This is a genomic window from Flavobacterium sp. Arc3, assembly GCF_041431375.1.
Classification (GTDB): Bacteria; Bacteroidota; Bacteroidia; order Flavobacteriales; family Flavobacteriaceae; genus Flavobacterium.
This window is the reverse complement of record NZ_JASMRI010000014.1, coordinates 1-18,635: the sequence shown is the minus strand read 5'-3', so window position 1 is coordinate 18,635 and position 18,635 is coordinate 1. Positions and strand designations below refer to the sequence as shown.

Annotated in this window: 11 protein-coding genes; 8 read left to right on the top strand and 3 right to left on the bottom strand. The window is 32.3% G+C overall.

What is annotated here, in order from left to right:
* Positions 1-242: 242 nt before the first annotated feature.
* Complete coding sequence (locus QO200_RS11465) at positions 243-4,682, bottom strand: translocation/assembly module TamB domain-containing protein (protein WP_371540099.1); 4,440 nt, start codon at positions 4,680-4,682, stop codon at positions 243-245.
* Positions 4,683-4,881: 199 nt separating this feature from the next.
* Here QO200_RS11465 and tsaD point away from each other — a divergent pair, with 199 nt between their 5' ends.
* The 8 genes from tsaD to QO200_RS11425 all read left to right on the top strand — a co-directional run bounded on the left by tsaD (position 4,882) and on the right by QO200_RS11425 (position 12,630).
* A complete protein-coding gene (gene tsaD / locus QO200_RS11460; RefSeq protein ID WP_371540094.1) occupies positions 4,882-5,904 on the top strand; it encodes a tRNA (adenosine(37)-N6)-threonylcarbamoyltransferase complex transferase subunit TsaD in 1,023 nt (340 codons plus the stop codon).
* A gap of 3 nt (positions 5,905-5,907) precedes the next feature.
* On the top strand, positions 5,908-6,615 hold the full coding sequence (locus QO200_RS11455) for a 16S rRNA (uracil(1498)-N(3))-methyltransferase (RefSeq protein WP_371540089.1): 708 nt from the start codon (positions 5,908-5,910) through the stop codon (positions 6,613-6,615).
* Positions 6,616-6,719: 104 nt separating this feature from the next.
* Positions 6,720-7,358 carry a DUF4159 domain-containing protein gene (locus QO200_RS11450; protein WP_371540084.1) on the top strand — a complete coding sequence of 213 codons (639 nt, stop codon included), beginning with the start codon at positions 6,720-6,722 and terminating at the stop codon, positions 7,356-7,358.
* Positions 7,359-7,620: 262 nt separating this feature from the next.
* Positions 7,621-8,568, top strand: a complete 948-nt coding sequence (locus tag QO200_RS11445) for a zinc metalloprotease (protein WP_371540080.1) — start codon at positions 7,621-7,623, stop codon at positions 8,566-8,568.
* Between the two features lie 77 nt (positions 8,569-8,645).
* On the top strand, positions 8,646-9,737 hold the full coding sequence (locus QO200_RS11440) for an AI-2E family transporter (protein ID WP_371540076.1): 1,092 nt from the start codon (positions 8,646-8,648) through the stop codon (positions 9,735-9,737).
* Between the two features lie 2 nt (positions 9,738-9,739).
* Positions 9,740-10,921 (top strand): class I SAM-dependent methyltransferase, encoded by a 1,182-nt coding sequence (locus tag QO200_RS11435; protein ID WP_371540071.1) that lies wholly within the window; start codon positions 9,740-9,742, stop codon positions 10,919-10,921.
* 2 nt (positions 10,922-10,923) lie between these two features.
* On the top strand, positions 10,924-11,490 hold the full coding sequence (locus tag QO200_RS11430; RefSeq protein ID WP_371540065.1) for a hypothetical protein: 567 nt from the start codon (positions 10,924-10,926) through the stop codon (positions 11,488-11,490).
* A 183-nt stretch (positions 11,491-11,673) separates the two neighbouring features.
* A complete protein-coding gene (locus QO200_RS11425; protein ID WP_371540060.1) occupies positions 11,674-12,630 on the top strand; it encodes an aldo/keto reductase in 957 nt (318 codons plus the stop codon).
* 65 nt (positions 12,631-12,695) lie between these two features.
* Here QO200_RS11425 and QO200_RS11420 read toward each other — a convergent pair whose 3' ends face one another.
* The gene (locus QO200_RS11420; protein ID WP_371540055.1) at positions 12,696-13,355 is read right to left on the bottom strand and encodes a M15 family metallopeptidase; all 660 of its coding nucleotides are present in this window, start codon (positions 13,353-13,355) and stop codon (positions 12,696-12,698) included.
* Between the two features lie 111 nt (positions 13,356-13,466).
* On the bottom strand, positions 13,467-18,338 hold the full coding sequence (locus tag QO200_RS11415) for a LamG-like jellyroll fold domain-containing protein (protein ID WP_371540050.1): 4,872 nt from the start codon (positions 18,336-18,338) through the stop codon (positions 13,467-13,469).
* Positions 18,339-18,635: the final 297 nt, after the last annotated feature.

Sequence of the window (18,635 nt, the reverse complement as noted above, 5' to 3'; positions counted from 1 at the left end):
CCAATGCAATTCTAAACCAATCCTTTTTAAATAAAAGTACTATTGAAAAATGAAGAAATACAATGCTATGCATCCCCCTAAAAAAAAAAGTAATGCAATAACAGTATTGATGAGAAACATGACCTAAACGAAATTCAGCAGTGAAATTTTCACCTATATTATTAGAAGTAATACTTAATTATACGCTCTAATACCTATGAAATTAAAGCCGTTTAAAGATAAATATTCAGTACAACAAAGCCCTAATCTTCCTCAGGGATTATTGCTTCATTGTTTTTCTTAGGAGTTTCCGTTTTAGGACTCTTAGGCTTAGTAAAATTAATATATTCTGGCGCCAGGTTTGAGTCCTGATATTGCTGAGTAGAAGTACTTTCTATACCTAATTTCTGATTTTTAAATATCTTATTGACTAATTCTTTAAAAGTATCAAAATCTACTTCGTAAGTTACCCCTACTCCTTGTGTGTAGCCAATTCCTTGTCCGATATAATTAATATCATTTTCACGGTTAAACAGACGCAAATTAAGAGTTCCATCTTCATTAACCCTATATTGAACTTCTAAATCGCCTACAATTGCCGATTCATTAATGCCGCCTAAAGGCACACCCACTTTTCCGTTAATTGTAATTCGTTCATTTACTTTTGATGAAATAGTTGCCACAAATCTTCCATCAGCTTCTTGTCCTATTCTTCGATCTGCAGAAATATAATTAAGGCCAACTTTGAATTTTTCATTATCTGATTTTATGATACCTCCCAATAAACTTGAGGCTGTTTCAAATAAACTTCCTGAAAAATCAGATTGAGAGACACCTTCAGAACTTAAAAATCCACCTGTTGACAATAAATAAAGTGCTTGTGTTTGTCTAATGTCTTTGTCATTTAATTTGTATTGAATCTCTGATTTTAATACACTGCTGACTGTTGGGAACTCAATATTGAAATCAGGTTCTGGACTAGCTAAATCTCCACGAATTCCAATCACTACCTCTACAGGCACTTTCCTACTGAACGATGAGTTTTCTAATAGCACTGCAGGATTAGCAGTCGTTTTATAAACAGCTTCCAGATTCAATTGCGCTTTCATTGGATTTCCTTCCCATGAAATAGAACCACCTTTCTTAACATCAAATTTCTTATCAATCAATCCACCATACTTAAAGTTATAAGAACCTTCATATGCCTGGAAATCACCCCACATATTAAATTTCCCTAAAGTATTAATCTTAAATAATAAGGATCCAAAGCCTTTTCCCTTAATTCCATGTCCTGAATCACGATCTAAAATTACTTCCACTTCTGCATCATCGGTAATATCAAGATCAAACTCTAATTCCAATCCTTTATAGTTCCTTGTATCTTCAACTATTCCTCTCTGGATATTATACTTCTCCTTAGCAGTCAAAAAATGAACAAAAGAATTATCACTAACACTTTCAGCGTAATTTATCGGGATTTTGATTTCAGTTCCCTTCTCAGATTTTGCCGCTACTTTAATGAACAAACCATTTGTTGGGCCTTTTATAGTTGCATCTCCATCTATAAATGCAGTACCATAATAAGCCGCATCCTCTTTATCTACAGTATTTAACACCAATAGTCTTTTAGTATTGATAGTCAAATCCAGTTTCCAATCTCCAAAATTATTATGCTCAATAACTCCGTTTAAAGTTCCCTTTGTTCCAAATTTTGAATCTGTCAACGTATTGTTCCTAAACAAGAACTTTTGACCAACCAGATCGATTACTGATCTGTCATTTAATTCATAATCTACATTTAAATAAGGAATTGTCAGACCCGTCTTTTCAACATACAAACGCCCATTAATTGCAGGCTTTTTCAAATTACCTTGAATCGTCGCATTTCCGCTAACCAGCCCTCTTATATTAGAAATAACATCTCCTCCTAATGAACTTAAAACCCCCAAATCGAATTTAGCAAATTTCAATTTCATATCAAGAAAAGTTTCTTTGTCTATAATTTGGAAATTTCCAAAAGCATTAAACAATTCAAAATTTTCATTTTCTAAATAAGAATTTATTGTGAATTTTTCCAGATTCTGGTCTCCTTCAATATCAAATTTCAAATCACCCAGATCTGTTTTATTTATGTTTAAATGGTCGATTACAAGTGAAGCAGTAGGTTTGTAAACTGCCTTGTTCTGCTTAAAACTAATGTCTCCGTTTATATTTCCTTGAAACACAAATTTATCGTCTTCGGGTGTAATCTTATAGAGGTCGACATCCTTAAAGCTTAGATTTAGATCCTTGTTTGTATTGTCTTTTATAGTTCCTTTTAACGATATAGCCTGGTCTTCATGAGATAAAATAATATCATCTATCTTGAAATTTTTAAATGACTTGTCAAAAACAATTTGGTTGTTAGGCGTTTCCTCTTCATTTAAAAACCACAAATAGTCCTTAAATTTCATTTCAGACTTGCTTAATCCTACTACATTATCGTTATCTTTATTAATGGTGTGGTATAAATTCAGATTAAAATAATCTTGTCCTTTTGGTCCGCCTTTAAATTCTGACCTAAAGAACAAAGTATCCTTCATCGTTACATTAATAAGACTAAAATCACGAATTTTATAATGCTTAGTTTTAATACTATCCAATTCAATATAAGCATTGTAAAGCGGATTTTTATTATCAATCGATACTCTGATATTATCGAATATATTCTTAGCAGCTACAATTTGTGGAGAATTAAATTTCAGCTTAAACTCTTGGGTATCTGATTTTATATTACCCCTTACAACGGTATTTGATCCTATGGCAATTTCAGGATACAGCAATTCAATAATTTTACTATAAATCGTAAAATTAAACTTCAAGAACTGCCCTTTACTAACTTTGTTTGGTTTAAAATTGGTGTACAAACTCCCCAAAGAATTCTTAACTAAATTCCCAAGTTCGCCAAACTTAAATTTACCAACAACCTCACCTTCAATAATATCAGGAGAATTAACGGTAATTGTACGTACTTTGTCTGCATCAAAACTGGAGTTGACATTAAAATCATCAAAATTATAAGTGTCTTTTCCATTTTGATAGGAAGTCTCTGTTATATATACATTTCCTTGCAAATTTTCAATTGAATTCCCCGTTACCTGAACAACTACATCTCCCTTAAATACAGAAGTAGAGTCTTTAACAAATTTCAACTTGTTTAAATCAGCATTTTCAACATTAATATGAAAATCATATTTATTTTCTTTATTTGTTAAATCTAATAAACCATCAAAGTTCATACTTAGATTAGGGTCATTGATCGAAATCTGACCTTTGTAATTAGGTGCCTTAAAATTACCATTAACCACAACATTAGTGTAGCTGTAGTCATTATAATCTATTTTAGACACATCTCCTTTTAGTGCAGTATTCAGATATTTCTCAGTAAACCCTTTACCATCTACATCAATATTCATGGTTATTTTCCCCAGATCTTTACGGTCTAATAAAGCCCCCAAATCAAAATCTTCCAAAATAACATTACCCATATAAGAAGCTTTGTCAATAAAATCGATGCTTTTCATACTAAAAAACGATTTTACGCTCCCTAAATCGGATACCATTGTAAAATCTGCATCGATAGCAGTAACACTTAACTGAGAATTACCTACTAAAGTAAAATTCCCTACTCTTTGTAGCTCTGCTGGTAATTTCTTCCCTAAAACATTTGGAAGTATATTCACTAAATTAGTGTAACTACTTGAAATCCTGGTAAACTCACCATCCATATAAAACTTCTGAGTAGCATCACCAAAAAGATTTTTGAACGCTATTGCACCATTAATCCGAGTATTATTTGAATCAACTAAATTAAGATTGCTGATATTTAACTTATTTAACGGCCCTTTTATAGTAGCATTTATTTTGAAAAATTGGTTTTTACCTAATTCATTATAAAAATGTCTTATATCGTTAGTAGCAATTTGCGAGGGTTTTATCTTAACATCAAAGTTTACCTTATCCGTGAAATCTGAAAAATCACCCGCTTTATAATTTAAAATTACATTAGCCTTGAATTGTGATTCCTTAGTAGTTAAATCAAGCTTATCAAATTGAATCTTCTTTTTACTATATGTAAAATTAGAACTCATATTTACAACATATAAACCGCGATGATCTAGAAAAGACATTTTAACTATGTTTGTCTTTAAATCTGGTCCATAGAGTAAAAATTTACTAAGAGTTGTATTTAATTTTGTAAAATCAACGTCAACTGGATTTGCTTTATTTTCATCAGTAACACTAAAATGAGCATCGGTAACATAGGCGTTATCAACTTTTAATAAAAACTTTTTTGTAGAGGGTTTATCACTATCAAAGGCGTTTATAAACTGATCTAAATTGGTTTGCTTTTCATTCTTATATAATTTAATTTTAAATAACAAACCATCAAGTCTGACATCTCCAAAGATCAAATCCCCATCTAGAATTTTTTTTCCTTCTAGTATATTCGTATTTACAATTTTAGAGAAAATCAAAGTATCTTTATGATGATCTAAAATTAAAACATTTTTGAACTTCACACCTCCAAATACGGATAGACGTACTGCGTCTATGGAAATATTTGTTCCAAAGTCTTTATTAATACTATTTGTAAAATGCTGCGCTATTTTTGTCTGAACATAAGGTATCGAAAGAGCGATACCGAGTAAGAGTAAAAGCACAATTAGTCCCAAAATGAAACGGAAAAATATTTTAATGAATTTTTTGATACCTATTGTTGTTTTATTTTTATCCTAAAATATTATTTTGCCCAAGGAAAGAGCGGCACCTTTAATAAAAATTCTTTAATTTTGGCTGCGCCGTAAAATTATAAAAAATAAAATCGGTTTGTAAATATAATTCAAAAATTTGTGCCTTTTTATGCAAAATTCCGAGGTTTTTATTCTTGCTATCGAAAGTTCCTGTGATGACACGGCAGCAGCCGTTCTACATAACGACAAAGTACTGTCTAATGTTGTGGCAAATCAACTAATTCACGCCCAATATGGTGGTGTCGTGCCTGAATTAGCTTCGCGTGCACATCAGCAAAATATAGTTCCGGTTATCGATGCCGCACTTCGTAAAGCAAATATTAGTAAAGAACAATTGTCAGCAATCGCATTTACACAAGGTCCCGGATTAATGGGATCGCTACTTGTGGGTAGTTCTTTTGCTAAATCGATGGCTTTGGCTTTAGAAATTCCGCTCGTTTCAGTAAATCATATGCACGCTCATATTTTAGCTCATTTTATAGATGAAGAAGGATTTGAAAAACCTAGTTTTCCATTTCTCGCGCTAACTATCAGTGGCGGTCATACTCAGATTGTGCAAGTAAACAACTTTTTTGACATGACTATTATTGGAGAAACTACAGATGATGCTGTAGGTGAAGCATTCGATAAAAGCGCAAAGATACTAGGTCTTCCATATCCTGGTGGTCCTTTAGTTGACAAGCATGCCCAATTAGGAAATCCGAAAGCATTTGCATTCACCAAACCCAAAGTTCCTGGTTTGAACTTTAGTTTTTCAGGTTTGAAAACAGCTATATTATATTTTGTACAAAAGAAAAAGTTAGAGAACCCTGATTTTATTGCTGAAAATATAAATGATATTTGTGCTTCTATACAGTATACAATTGTCGAAATCTTAATGGATAAATTAAAATTAGCGGTAAAAGAAACTGGGATTAATCAAATCGCCATTGGCGGTGGCGTATCTGCTAATTCTGGAATTAGAAAAGCCATAAAAGATAGCGAACAGAAATACGGTTGGAAAACATTTGTTCCAAAATTTGAATACACTACCGATAATGCTGCAATGATTGGAATTGTAGGTTATCAAAAATTTTTATCACAACAATTTGAAACTGCTGCGGTAGTTTCTAAAGCACGAATACAATTCTAAATTATGCAATTATTTTTCAATCCCAATATAGACGAAACGACAGAAACCTTTTCTTTTGACAAAGAAGAAAGCAAACATATTATTAAGGTATTGCGTAAAAAAGATACCGATATACTATTTGTAACTAATGGCGAGGGTTATTTATTCGAAACAGAAATTACTCTGGCTTCTGACAGTAAGTGCACCGTAAAAATTATTTCTTTCGAAAAAAAGCCAAAATCAAAATACCATTTGCACCTCGCCGTTGCTCCCACAAAAATGAATGACCGCTACGAATGGTTTCTTGAAAAAGCTACCGAAATAGGAGTTCAGGAAATAACACCTATTATATGTGATCGCTCTGAACGAAAAGTGATTAATAACGAACGTTTTGACAAAATTATTTTGGCCGCGATGAAACAATCTAACGAATTGTATCTTCCTAAATTGAACGAGGCTGTATCTTTCAAAGATTTTTTAAAGCAAACAAATGAAGGGGTACAGTTAATCGCACATTGTGAGGAAACGGATAAAAAAACATTAAAATCAGTTTTGAAACCAAATGAGAACATCACTTTGCTTATAGGTCCTGAAGGAGACTTCTCTGAAAAAGAAATCGCGATGGCAATTGATAATCAATATGTTCCTGTATCATTAGGAAATACTAGGTTAAGAACAGAGACAGCGGCAATTGTTGCCTGTCATAGTATTGCATTTTTCAATGAAGAATAGCACTTTTTGAGAAGAAATATGGAATTTTTACAATTCTATTTATTCAAACAGGATAATGTGAATTCGAATTCCATCTAATCTATAAAAACAATACGCATTAGCAAATGAAAAGAATATATTTTATTTTACTGTTGCTTTCTATCTCCTCTTTTTCTCAAGAAATTGCTTTAGTAAAATATAGTGGTGGTGGTGATTGGTATGCCAATCCTACTTCATTACCCAATCTCATTAAATACTGCAATGCGAATATAAACACTACCTTAAACGCAAAACCCGCAACGGTTGTTCCCGGTAGTCCAGATCTATTTTCTTATCCTTTCATTCATATGACTGGACATGGAAATGTTGCTTTTAGTGATGCTGAAGTTAGTAATCTAAACAAATATATGATTGCTGGAGGTTTTCTGCATATAGATGATAATTATGGTATGGATCAATATATTAGAAAGGAAATAAAAAAAATATTTCCAAACAACCCACTTATTGAAATACCTTCTAATCACATTATATTCCAAAAACCTTATCTGTTTTCCAGTGGATTACCCAAAATCCATGAACACGAAGGAAAGCGTCCTCAAGCCTATGGTATTTTTGTAGAAAATAGGTTGGTCCTACTTTATACTTTCGAAAGTGATTTAGGTGATGGCTGGGAAGATCCAGAAGTCCATAACGATCCTGTAGCTGTCCGTGAAAAAGCTTTGAAAATGGGCGCAAACATCATAAATTACATTTTCAATAACTAAAATAATTGTGTAATTCCTAAAGATCCATTTTCAAAAAATAGCAGCAGCGCATTCAACAATTTAAAACTAACGAATTATAAGATTTATCTTTCATTTAAAAGCATTCTACTCGTAGTTTTATTTTAAAAAAGCGCGCAAAATCAGCAATCTTAATTTTTTGTTAATTTATTTTCCAAATTTATTTTTTTTATAATTGTTTTTGTTATAAAATTGCCAAATGATTTCCCTAAATCATATTATATTAACATAACCTACTAACATTATGAAAAAAATTATTTTTTCTGCGATAGCACTTACGTTGCTATTCTCTTGTCAAAACGATCAGACAGAATTAACTACCCTAACAACAAACACGATTGCCCACCGTGGTTGTGCCTCTCAAGAAGTGCTTGCTGCACAATTAGCAGCTGACCCAACATTAGCTATTAGAATGAACCAAATTGAAGCCTTTACTCAAAACGCCAAATTAACAGGTCGTTTAGTAAACGGGAAAGTCGAAATCCCTGTTGTTGTAAACGTTTTGTACAAAACTTCAGCTGAAAATATTTCTGATGAACAAATTCAATCTCAAATTGACGTTTTAAACGAAGATTTTAATGGAGCTAACGCTGACTACAATGATGTCCCAGCATTATTCTCTGGAGTAAAAGCAAATGTGGGAATAACATTTGTACTACAAAACATAGTAAGAAAATCTACAAGAACAACTTCCTTTTCTACTAATGATGCTATGAAAACTTCAAATAAAGGAATAGCACCTACATCACCTACAACAGTGCTAAACATGTGGTCTTGTAATTTAGGAGGTGGTATTCTTGGTTATGCACAATTTCCTGGAGGCTCATCTGCAACTGACGGAGTTGTAATAGACAATAATGCATTTGGCCGAACGGGTACCGTTTCTGGAGTTTACAACCTAGGAAGAACTGCTACACATGAGGTAGGACATTGGATGAACTTACGTCATATTTGGGGAGATGCTGCTTGCGGAAGCGATTATGTATCTGATACCCCAACTCATAATGACGCTAATTATGGTGTACCTGCGTATCCTCATTATTCAACTTGCACCGGAACACCTATCGAAATGACAATGAATTATATGGATTATACAGATGATAGAGGTATGTACATGTTCTCTAACGGACAAAAAAGCAGAATCGCTTCAATATTTGTTTCTGGAGGAGCGAGAGCTGCTTTCGGAATCTAATTCTTGCCAAATATAAAAACACTAAAACTCGCTACTTATTAGCGAGTTTTTTTATCTTTATATCCTAAAAAAAACACATGGTTACGTCAAGAACTATAGCGAACGGAATTTTAAAAGCAATAACCGTTATCGTCTTAACAGCGGTACTTCTTTATTTTCTCTACCGAATCCAATCTGTATTAATATACCTCATTGTTGCTTTAATCCTAACATTAATTGGAAATCCCATTTTAGATTTCTTTAGAAAAAGATTAAAATTTAATCACGTATTTGCAACCATCGGTACCTTATTTATTTTCATGGTAATTATCGCGGGCTTTATAATGATGTTTATTCCCTTAATTTTGTCTCAAGGTCAAAATTTGTCGCTATTAAACACTGTCGCTATTGAACAACAAACCATTCAATTAGTTAATCAAATCAGCGTCTTTTTAGAGAACCACCACCTTGATTCGTCGAAAGTACTCAGCGCATCAGAAATTAGCTCTAAAATAAATTTCAATATTATTCCCAATTTTTTAAATGCAATCCTAGGGACGATCAGTAGTTTTGGAATGGGATTAGCATCTGTATTATTTATAACGTTTTTCTTTCTTAAAGAACGAAAATCATTTTTTACAGGATTAAAAAGATTAATTCCAGATAGTCATGAAGATCAAGTTTTAAATTCTTTAGAAAAAATAAACTCCTTGTTGTCACGTTATTTTATTGGCTTATTACTGCAATTATTTATTGTTTTTGTTTTATATCTTACCGTCTTACTAATTTTTGGTGTTCCCAATGCTTTTATCATTGGTTTCTTATGCGCTGTTTTAAATATTATCCCTTACATAGGACCATTAATTGCCTCCGTTTTAGCAGCAATTTTAACAATGCTTAGTAATTTAGGAAGTGATTTTCAATCAGAAATTCTACCTACCACAATATATGTGCTACTTGGTTTTTGGATTGTTCAAATTATTGACAATAATCTATCCCAACCCATTATTTTTTCTCAAAGTGTCAGTTCGCATCCATTAGAAATATTTCTTGTGATACTAATCGCAGGCTTCCTCTTCGGTATTTTAGGAATGATTGCAGCGGTTCCTCTATATACCATACTAAAAGTAATAGGTAAAGAGTTTTTTCCAGAGAATAAGATTATCCTACTTTTAACTAAAAACATTTAATTTTGGATTTAAACATATTAAATTCTGAAATTCAAGGATTTATAGATTCTAATACGGGTGTTAGCATAGCAAAATTAGCCTTGCAAAAAAATCCATTTCCAGAAGTAGAATGGGTTTCTATTTTGAATCAGATTGAAGCGAAAACGAAAGCAAAAGACAAACTAGCCAATTGGTTTAACACCAAAAAAATAATTTACCCTAGTAAAATCTCTACAGAACAAACTTCCTCAGAAAAAACAGCACTTTATAAATCAACTATTGTTTCTGGCAACTCTCTTATTGATTTAACCGGAGGCTTTGGTGTAGACGATTACTATTTTTCAAAAAGGATAAACACCGTTGCCCACTGCGAAATCAATGTACAATTATCTAAAATCGTAGCACACAATTATATACAATTAGACGTAGATAATGTCGTTTGCCATGCAGGAGACAGTTTAAATACTTTAAAATCCTTAAACCAAAAGTGGGATTGGATCTATATTGATCCTTCTAGACGTAATGATGCTAAAGGTAAAGTCTTTATGCTAAAAGACTGCTTGCCTAACGTTCCTGAAAATCTCGATACGTATTTTGAACATTCGGAAGCTATTCTAATAAAAACAGCTCCTTTACTGGATATTTCAGCAGGTATATTAGAGTTGCAAAATGTAAAAGTCATACATATTGTAGCTTTAGAAAATGATGTAAAAGAGTTGCTATGGGAACTACATAAAGACTACCGAGGCAAAATAGAGATTAAAACAGTCAACATACTCAAAGAAAAAACAGAAACTTTTAATTTTGTCTGGGATGATCAATCACAGCTTGCAAACTACAGCGCACCTCAAAGCTACCTATATGAACCTAATAGTGCAATAATGAAATCAGGAGGGTTTGATGAAATAAGCACGTCTTATGGATTAAACAAGCTACACAAGCATTCTCATTTATATACTTCTCCAAATTTAATTTCATTCCCAGGAAGAGTTTTCAATATCGAGAGCTGTATTCCCTACAATAAACTTGAAATGAAAACCTTTTTACAGAACAAAAAAGGAAACATTACCACTAGGAATTTTCCAGACACCGTTGAAAATATTCGAAAAAAATGGAAAATAAAAGACGGAGGAAACGTGTATTGTTTTTTTACTACTGATGAAAATAACAATAAAATTGTTTTAATTTGCAACAAAACACAATAAAAATGAAACAACTAATTATAATAGTTTTCTTTTTCCTAACAGGAAATCTTTTTGCGCAAACACCATGCGACTATAGTACAAACGTAAATGATTCTATTGGAACTTATAAGTCTACTAAGGAATACATGATCTCTGAGAAAGTCTTTGCAGGAACTTCCAGCTATATATTTTATTCATTAGCACTAACGGATGGACTACCTACCTTAAATATTCAACTTATTCAAAAAAGTAAAGATTTTTTAAAAGCAAACTGTTTCGATAAAAATTCAAAACTGTTTTTACAATTGCAAAATGGTAAAATAGTTACCTTATTACATATTGACGACGAAAATTGCGGTACCATGGTGCGAGACGACAATGGTTTTGACAATAGAGTCACGGTAGGATCATTTATGTTTATGAAAGGTAGTTTTGAAGATTTAAAAAGTTCTCCTGTTTCAATGATGAGAATCAAGTATTTAACCGAAACTGAAGATTACGTAATTAAAAAAGAATTCAAGTCGGAATTAAATAATGAAATCTATCAACCTGAAAACTATTTTATTACTAATTTACGATGTGTTGAATAACTTACTAAAAATCCAGTTTCATTTAAGAAGCAGGATCTTTAATTATTTATTTTTAAATTACAATAGACTCATAAAAATTCATTTAAGTCACTTGTAAATGACTACCACTATAAAACACGACGATAAAGAAGTAGTTTTTTAATATTTAAAAATCTTTTCGTCATTGACCTCTAAATTAATACTATGAAATATAATAGATGTGGAAAAAGTGGCTTGTTACTACCACAAATATCGCTGGGATTATGGCACAATTTCGGATCTGTAGATTCTTTTGAAAATGCACAGAGTATTGCCAAAGAAGCTTTTGATAAAGGGATCACCCATTTTGATTTAGCCAATAATTACGGACCAGTACTGGGTTCTGCAGAAACTAATTTTGGTAAAATACTTAAAAATAATTTTCAAGGAAACTTGCGCGACCAAATGGTTATTTCAACCAAGGCAGGATTTACAATGTGGGAAGGGCCTTATGGAGATTGGGGTTCTAGAAAATATTTATTATCTAGTTTAGACCAAAGTTTGAAACGTATGAATATTGATTATGTTGATATTTTTTATTCACATCGTTTTGATCCAGAAACACCTTTAGAAGAAACAATGATGGCTTTAGACCATGCAGTACGCAGCGGGAAAGCATTATATGCGGGAATTTCTAATTATAACACTGAGCAAACTCGTGAAGCAACTGCTATCTTAAAACAATTAGGAACACCTTGCCTGATACATCAAGAAAAATACTCCATGTTTGTGCGCAAAGCAGAAGGAGGACTGTTGGATCTGTTGGAAGAAAAAGGGGTCGGTTGTATCGCATTCTCCCCATTGGCGCAAGGACTATTAACTGACAAATATCTAAATGGTATTCCAAAGAACTCTAGAGCTTCTAATCCCAACGGACATTTAAAAACCGATGAAGTTACTGAAGAGAGAATACAAAAAATCATCGCACTAAATGCAATTGCGCAAGATAGAAATCAGTCTTTAGCTCAAATGGCGCTAGCTTGGTTACTAAAAGACAATAGAGTTAATTCGGTTTTAATTGGAGCCAGTTCCGTAGGACAGTTGAACAATAATATTGATAGTCTGAAAAACTTAGTTTTTTCTGAGAATGAACTATTAACAATAGAAAATATTTTAAAATAAAAATTCTCAGTTCTATAAAAAAGAAAGGTGAAATTTACATTCTAAATTTTACCTTTCTTACTAGTTTAGTCGCAATCCCATTTCACATTTGAAACGTTATCTTTTAAACCCGATTTTAAATTATAATGCCACCACTCTGAATCAAAGGAATTGAAATTATTTGCAGTCATTATGCTTTTTAATAGAATGCGGTTGTTTTTCACTTCTTCTGATAGCTTAGTATAACCATGACTAGCCTCTTCTCCAAAAAAATCAAAGGGCGTCCCCATATCCAGTTCCTTGCTGTAAGCGTCAACTAAAGTGATGTCTACCGCCCCTCCTCTATTATGAATAGAACCTTTAGCCGGGTCAGCTACATATTGTGGGTTAGAAACAATTTTCCACATTCTTTTTTGAATATCTAATGGGCGATAACAATCAAAAAGTTTAATTCTATATCCCTTTTTAATAAATTCTTTATTAGCCTCGATTAAAGCAACGACTGTTTTCAGACGCAAGTAACATTCTGCGCAATCATAGACTTTTGCTTTCAAGAAATTATCTGTTGTGGCATATTTCATGTCGTAAACAAAATCAGAGCTATAATCTTTTAAGTTCACAAATGTGGTATCATTTTCGACCTCTTCATTGTTTGTTCCATTTGAAGGATAAGAAACTTGTGCTTTGCATGAAATAAACAATAAAAGAAAACTTACAACCAAACAAAATCTTAAAGAAGAATCCATAAAAAAATTTTTATAAAAATATGAAATTTGAGACTATTTCTCTAGCTAAAGCAAAAAAAAAGACATCAAAAATGATATCTTTTTTAGTTTTACTTATTAGAAACTTTAATATTATTGTTTTAAAACTTTTTTAGTAACCACTCCCATATTAGTCTTAATTTTAACAATATAAGCCCCTTTTTGGACATTGAAAGGAATTTCTATCGTATCAAGATCGGATATCTTTTCAACTGAAATCAACTGTTGCCCAAGAATATTGTAAACCCAAATAGCTGTAATAGTAACATCTTGATTCTTAGTTACAAATATTTTATTTTTCAAATCATTGTTATAAATAAAAAGCACTGATTCCAATTCTTCATTCTCTTCCTCTATGATTGAATCAGTTACTTTAAACGTTAATTCAAAGCGGCTATTATAGGTACCTGCTGCAAGATTAACTTTAACGGTATTTTTAGATATATCATAAAAAGTAGCGGTTTCTTTATCGTGTATCAATATACTTATATTGTCTGGTAAAAATTCTATTGCATCAAGCTTAAATTTAACCGTTCCTATTGAATCAACTTTTACCCCTAACGGAATTGATTTATTGATATCAAAAGCACCAACAGCTTGGATAGAATATTTATTAGCATTAATTACGAAATAAAAATCATTAGCTTGTGTATCTATTTGATATCCATCATACCCAACGTCAATACCGTCAGTTGCATTTTCGCTCATAAACCCCAATAACAATTGTCTGTGTAAATTACTATCTGAATAAAAACCAAGTCTTATTTTTGTATTGTAATCATTTAATACTATGTCATTGCTATTGTCAGTGAAATGGTCTACCGTTTTAGCTTTACCATTCCTGCTACTGTTTTTAAATAAGGTATTCGAAATTGGTTGTAAGACATCGTCAAATGCATCTTCTTTTATAAAGGCACGTTGATTATTATTAAAAATAACAGACTCCTGGATTACAATATTTGCGTCACCTCTCACAAAAAAACCTTGACCAACTGGTATATATTGATAAGGTATTTTAGAACTTGTCCCCACTCCACTAATTCCCACCGGAGCAACTGGAGCAACTCCTCCCACTAAAGTTAAAGTAGCATATCCACCTGCATATTCAGACAAAAAGTGAGTTGCATTACTAGGTGAGTGTTCCCATAAATATAAGGTCCCGTCGATTATATCTTTTGTATTATACCCTCCATTTGCAATGGAAATATTATCTTTTATGAATTCAAAAGCATCTAAAGCTGAAGGATACGGATTTCCAACTAAGAATAAGTTTTCAGGTAAAACCGAATTAATGTTGATAAGCCCATTATAAGGTTTCCCAACAAATGTATAATTTTGAGTTATCAAATTGTCGGGATCTACTGCTCCAGCTCCTTTTAAAGTAAATCCTTGCGAGGGTTTAATAGCATCCGTTTCAGTAAGACTTACCCAGTTAGCATACTGCGTTCCATTCTGGAATTTATACAACCAATACCTTGCAAGACTTAATGGCGAAGTCTGACTCCCGTCATAACCTGAAAACCAGTCTATAGACAGTGGTGGTGACGATGTACCGTCTTTAAAAACAGCAGCAACTGAATAATCATTATTATTGACAGTAGTATTTATAGGCCCCACAGGTGATGACCAGTAATTATAATTATATTTATTTACCGTTCCTTGTTGATCTCTTTTTATAAATCCTTTACTGGAGCTATCTAGCTCACTATTGAGTGTTTGAATTAATTGGGAGCGCCCATGCAAATCTATTAAACCATCTAATTTTAAATAATGTGATATTTCTATTTTAGTATTATTTTTTGCTGATAGTGTTTTAGATGTACTCGCATCAGTACCCTCAACAAATAACCCTAAAACAGTTTTATTCCCTACTGAACCAACATTATGTTTAATTTTAACAATATTACCATTTACCGTTAACCCACTATTTACTATAGAAACTGCATTTGGAATTGTTTGAATATCTCCATTTTTCCACATTAATGAATTAGTACCGTTCCATTCACCATCAGCAACTGTTTCATAAGGCAATGGAGCCGTTTGAACAGCAGTACTATTTTTATCTTTATCTAAATATTTAATTCGCAAGAAATTCCGATCGTTAGTTAAGCCCTCTACGGTAGTTCCATAAAAAGTATTAAAATCATAATAGGCTTTTAATGTAGACCATGGTATTGTTTTAACCTCATTATTAGAGATATTTCGTGGCAACACTCTACCATTTGTTGTATTATCTAAACCATATTTCTCAATTTCTTGATTCATCAAATAATTGATTTGCCCAGAGGTTAATGCCATATCCCAGATATGAATTTCGTCAATTTCACCATAAAAAGGTGTTCTCACATCACCTTTATTCACATAAAGGGCCCCCAAAGAATATCGTGAATAGTTAGGCGATGGATTTTGAATATTAAAAGTGGAAGAGTCCAATACACCATCAATATATATATCAGCACTACCTAAATAATAAACAGCTACTATGTTATGCCATTTTCCGTCTGCTACAGCAGTATTAGATACAAATCGTAAAATACCGTCCCACAACCCTTCAATTTTATTTGCTGAATTTAGTCGCATTTCTAAATTAACCCCTTTACTCATTATTGTTTTATTAGCATTAACTGTTCCATCATTTCTTAACCAACAACCTATAGTAAAGGAACCACTATTAAGATTTAAAGCATATTCCCCAACAAAATAATCTCCACCTCCTAGATTTGCTAATTCTTTCGATGTTACTTTAGGTATTTTTCCAAAAGTAAAATACTTAGTACCATCAAAATCGTACCAGGTTTGTAAATTCCCCTTTCCGTCAGATCTAAGTGGAATTACATCAATTATATCACTATCACTAAAGTTACTATCGTCACTAACAATAAGCCCGTACTCTTCAGTAGCTAATTTTGAAAACGAGCCGAAAGCAGCTTCAGGAATACCAATAAATATATTTTCGATATCCCCAGCGGTTTCTACTACTTTCCATTTTTTTCTAATTTTAGTAACTGTAGTTGTTAAACCTGTTCGTAATAATGTTGTATTAATACTTCCAGCATTATAGGAACCATTATCAGAACCCCAAACTAAAAAATCATAATCTGATCTAAACTCATTAATATTAGCGCTATTAGTCATTGCAATTTCTCCTAACCCTATGGTAACTTCATAAGAGTTGTTAGAACTTTTAGATTGTTTTTGATATAAATCTGATGCTACATCTCTACCTATACCCGCTATATTATAATTGAAACCTGCATTTAGAGCAATATCCCAAATTACATTACCTGCAGAGTTAATATAATTTTTGCTAGCTCCATTTATTCCTAAAGTAATACCATATTTTATGGCGAGATAGGTTTCAATCTTAGGACGGTTAGTATCAGGTACACGGGAAGCATAAGAAATGACCTCGGCTACTCTACCGTTAAGGTTGCCATAATCAGTACCGCTATTTATATTTTTCCCAATATTATATGGAGTCCCTTTATAAATTGAACCATCAAGATAGCCCAAATTACTGTAGCCGGAACTTAAACTTGTCAGAGGAGCCAGAATCTCATTTGTATTAAATAATAATTCTATACCATCAATTGCAGCAGCTGTTCTGTTTCTAGCATTGATAATACCGCCTATTGAATAATTTCCAAACTCATCTCCTACACTATAATAAGGTGCTGTAATAGTCTCTTGCCATTGATTAATCCACAGTTTTTCGTTTGTTAAACGAGTCGAGAAATCCCCAAAACCAATACCTGTATGCTCACCTGAAACAATTGGATAGAACGGGTTTGCTGCTGAAGTACCTGAAATAATTGTCATACCAGCTGTAGCACTATTAATAGTTACATCCGGTTCCATAACTATAAACGTTTCTTGAGTATAATAACCATTATCAGTATTAATCAAAAACTGACTAACTGTTGAACCATTATTTTCAAATTTCACAACAGAGTTATAATTAATATTACCATTGCTATCATCTATATATGTAGGTTGATGTGCAGCCGAAACTTGAGTTGCATCTTTACCAAGAGACCCTAAATCTTTCCATATAGGTACTTTCATACCAGTTGTCAAATTAATCCCCCTATTTGCTTTAAGCCAAAGTCTAAAATTTGGATTTCCACCACCAGGACCGTTGATTGTAGAATCATATCCTTCTCCCTTAATTGTAAAAGTATAAGATAGTTTTAAAGGATCATTACTTGGAATAGTTATTTGAGCCCACTTAGTCCCTGGAGATTGTGGAGTGAAGCGAATAATAAAATTTGTTGTAGCACCTCTATTTAGAATATTCGTAATTGGTTGAGTTATTATTAAAAAATCTGAAGACGGTCCTGAGGTAGTAGTAAATGAAGATGCGGTAATTAAACTTGTTACTATCCCTCTTGATAGTGGACAAGTTCCTGTATTAGCTATATAAAACGTTCTGTCTGTAGTAGCAAAAACATCTATCGTACCAAATAAAGTTCCAGTAGCCGAAGTTGGTACTGTCTGGCCATTAGTAATAGATTGTGTAAGAGCCCCTCCTAATACTGAAATAGACGGTTTATTATCGAAAGTAACTGTAAAAGTAAAATCTATCGTAGAATTTGTTTTTACTGTAATTACGGAGGAACCTGTACCACAATTATATGAATTCCGTTTTATTTTAAACTCCCCTGAGTCACCTCTTTTAAACTTATCATCAGAAATGAAATAAGGTTTTTTAGGATAAGTATACAAAACAATTAAGTTGGAGTTATTTGAAGAAATACTTTGAACATTTAAATTACCATTATTACCAACAGTAGTATTTTCTATTGAAAATTCAATCTCACCTGACGAACCAAAATTAACAGTTCCGCCATTTACGACAATTATTGCAGGTAATCCATAACTTACGTTAAACGTTTGCGTATAACTGACAATAGAACAGAAAAACATAATGGCAAGTAATAACTTTTTTGAAGTATTTTTTTCCAATGTGATATAGTTTTTAATATTTACATCAAATGACTTCTACTAAAACTACGAAAAAAGAAATAGCTATATATCTAAAAATCAATATTTAACGAATAAACACCTGTGTTTCAGACAATGTCCGTGAAATTTCTTATAAATAATAAAATGGATAGCTGCACTCATAAAAGCTAAAAAATGTCCCGATTTTTATAAGTATCATTTGCTACTTTTCTGGGCAAATAGGATCAAGTCTAAATGTTGTGGGGAAATATTAAATTTCGATATTTGTGTTTATAAAATATGTCTCAATGCAAGATT

Bases quoted from the DNA above. Each gene is read 5' to 3' on its own strand.
- tsaD (WP_371540094.1), top strand. From the start codon at position 4,882: ATGCAAAATTCCGAGGTTTTTATTCTTGCTATCGAAAGTTCCTGTGAT.
- QO200_RS11455 (WP_371540089.1), top strand. From the start codon at position 5,908: ATGCAATTATTTTTCAATCCCAATATAGACGAAACGACAGAAACCTTT.
- QO200_RS11450 (WP_371540084.1), top strand. From the start codon at position 6,720: ATGAAAAGAATATATTTTATTTTACTGTTGCTTTCTATCTCCTCTTTT.
- QO200_RS11445 (WP_371540080.1), top strand. From the start codon at position 7,621: ATGAAAAAAATTATTTTTTCTGCGATAGCACTTACGTTGCTATTCTCT.
- QO200_RS11440 (WP_371540076.1), top strand. From the start codon at position 8,646: ATGGTTACGTCAAGAACTATAGCGAACGGAATTTTAAAAGCAATAACC.
- QO200_RS11430 (WP_371540065.1), top strand. From the start codon at position 10,924: ATGAAACAACTAATTATAATAGTTTTCTTTTTCCTAACAGGAAATCTT.
- QO200_RS11425 (WP_371540060.1), top strand. From the start codon at position 11,674: ATGAAATATAATAGATGTGGAAAAAGTGGCTTGTTACTACCACAAATA.
- QO200_RS11420 (WP_371540055.1), bottom strand. From the start codon at position 13,355: ATGGATTCTTCTTTAAGATTTTGTTTGGTTGTAAGTTTTCTTTTATTG.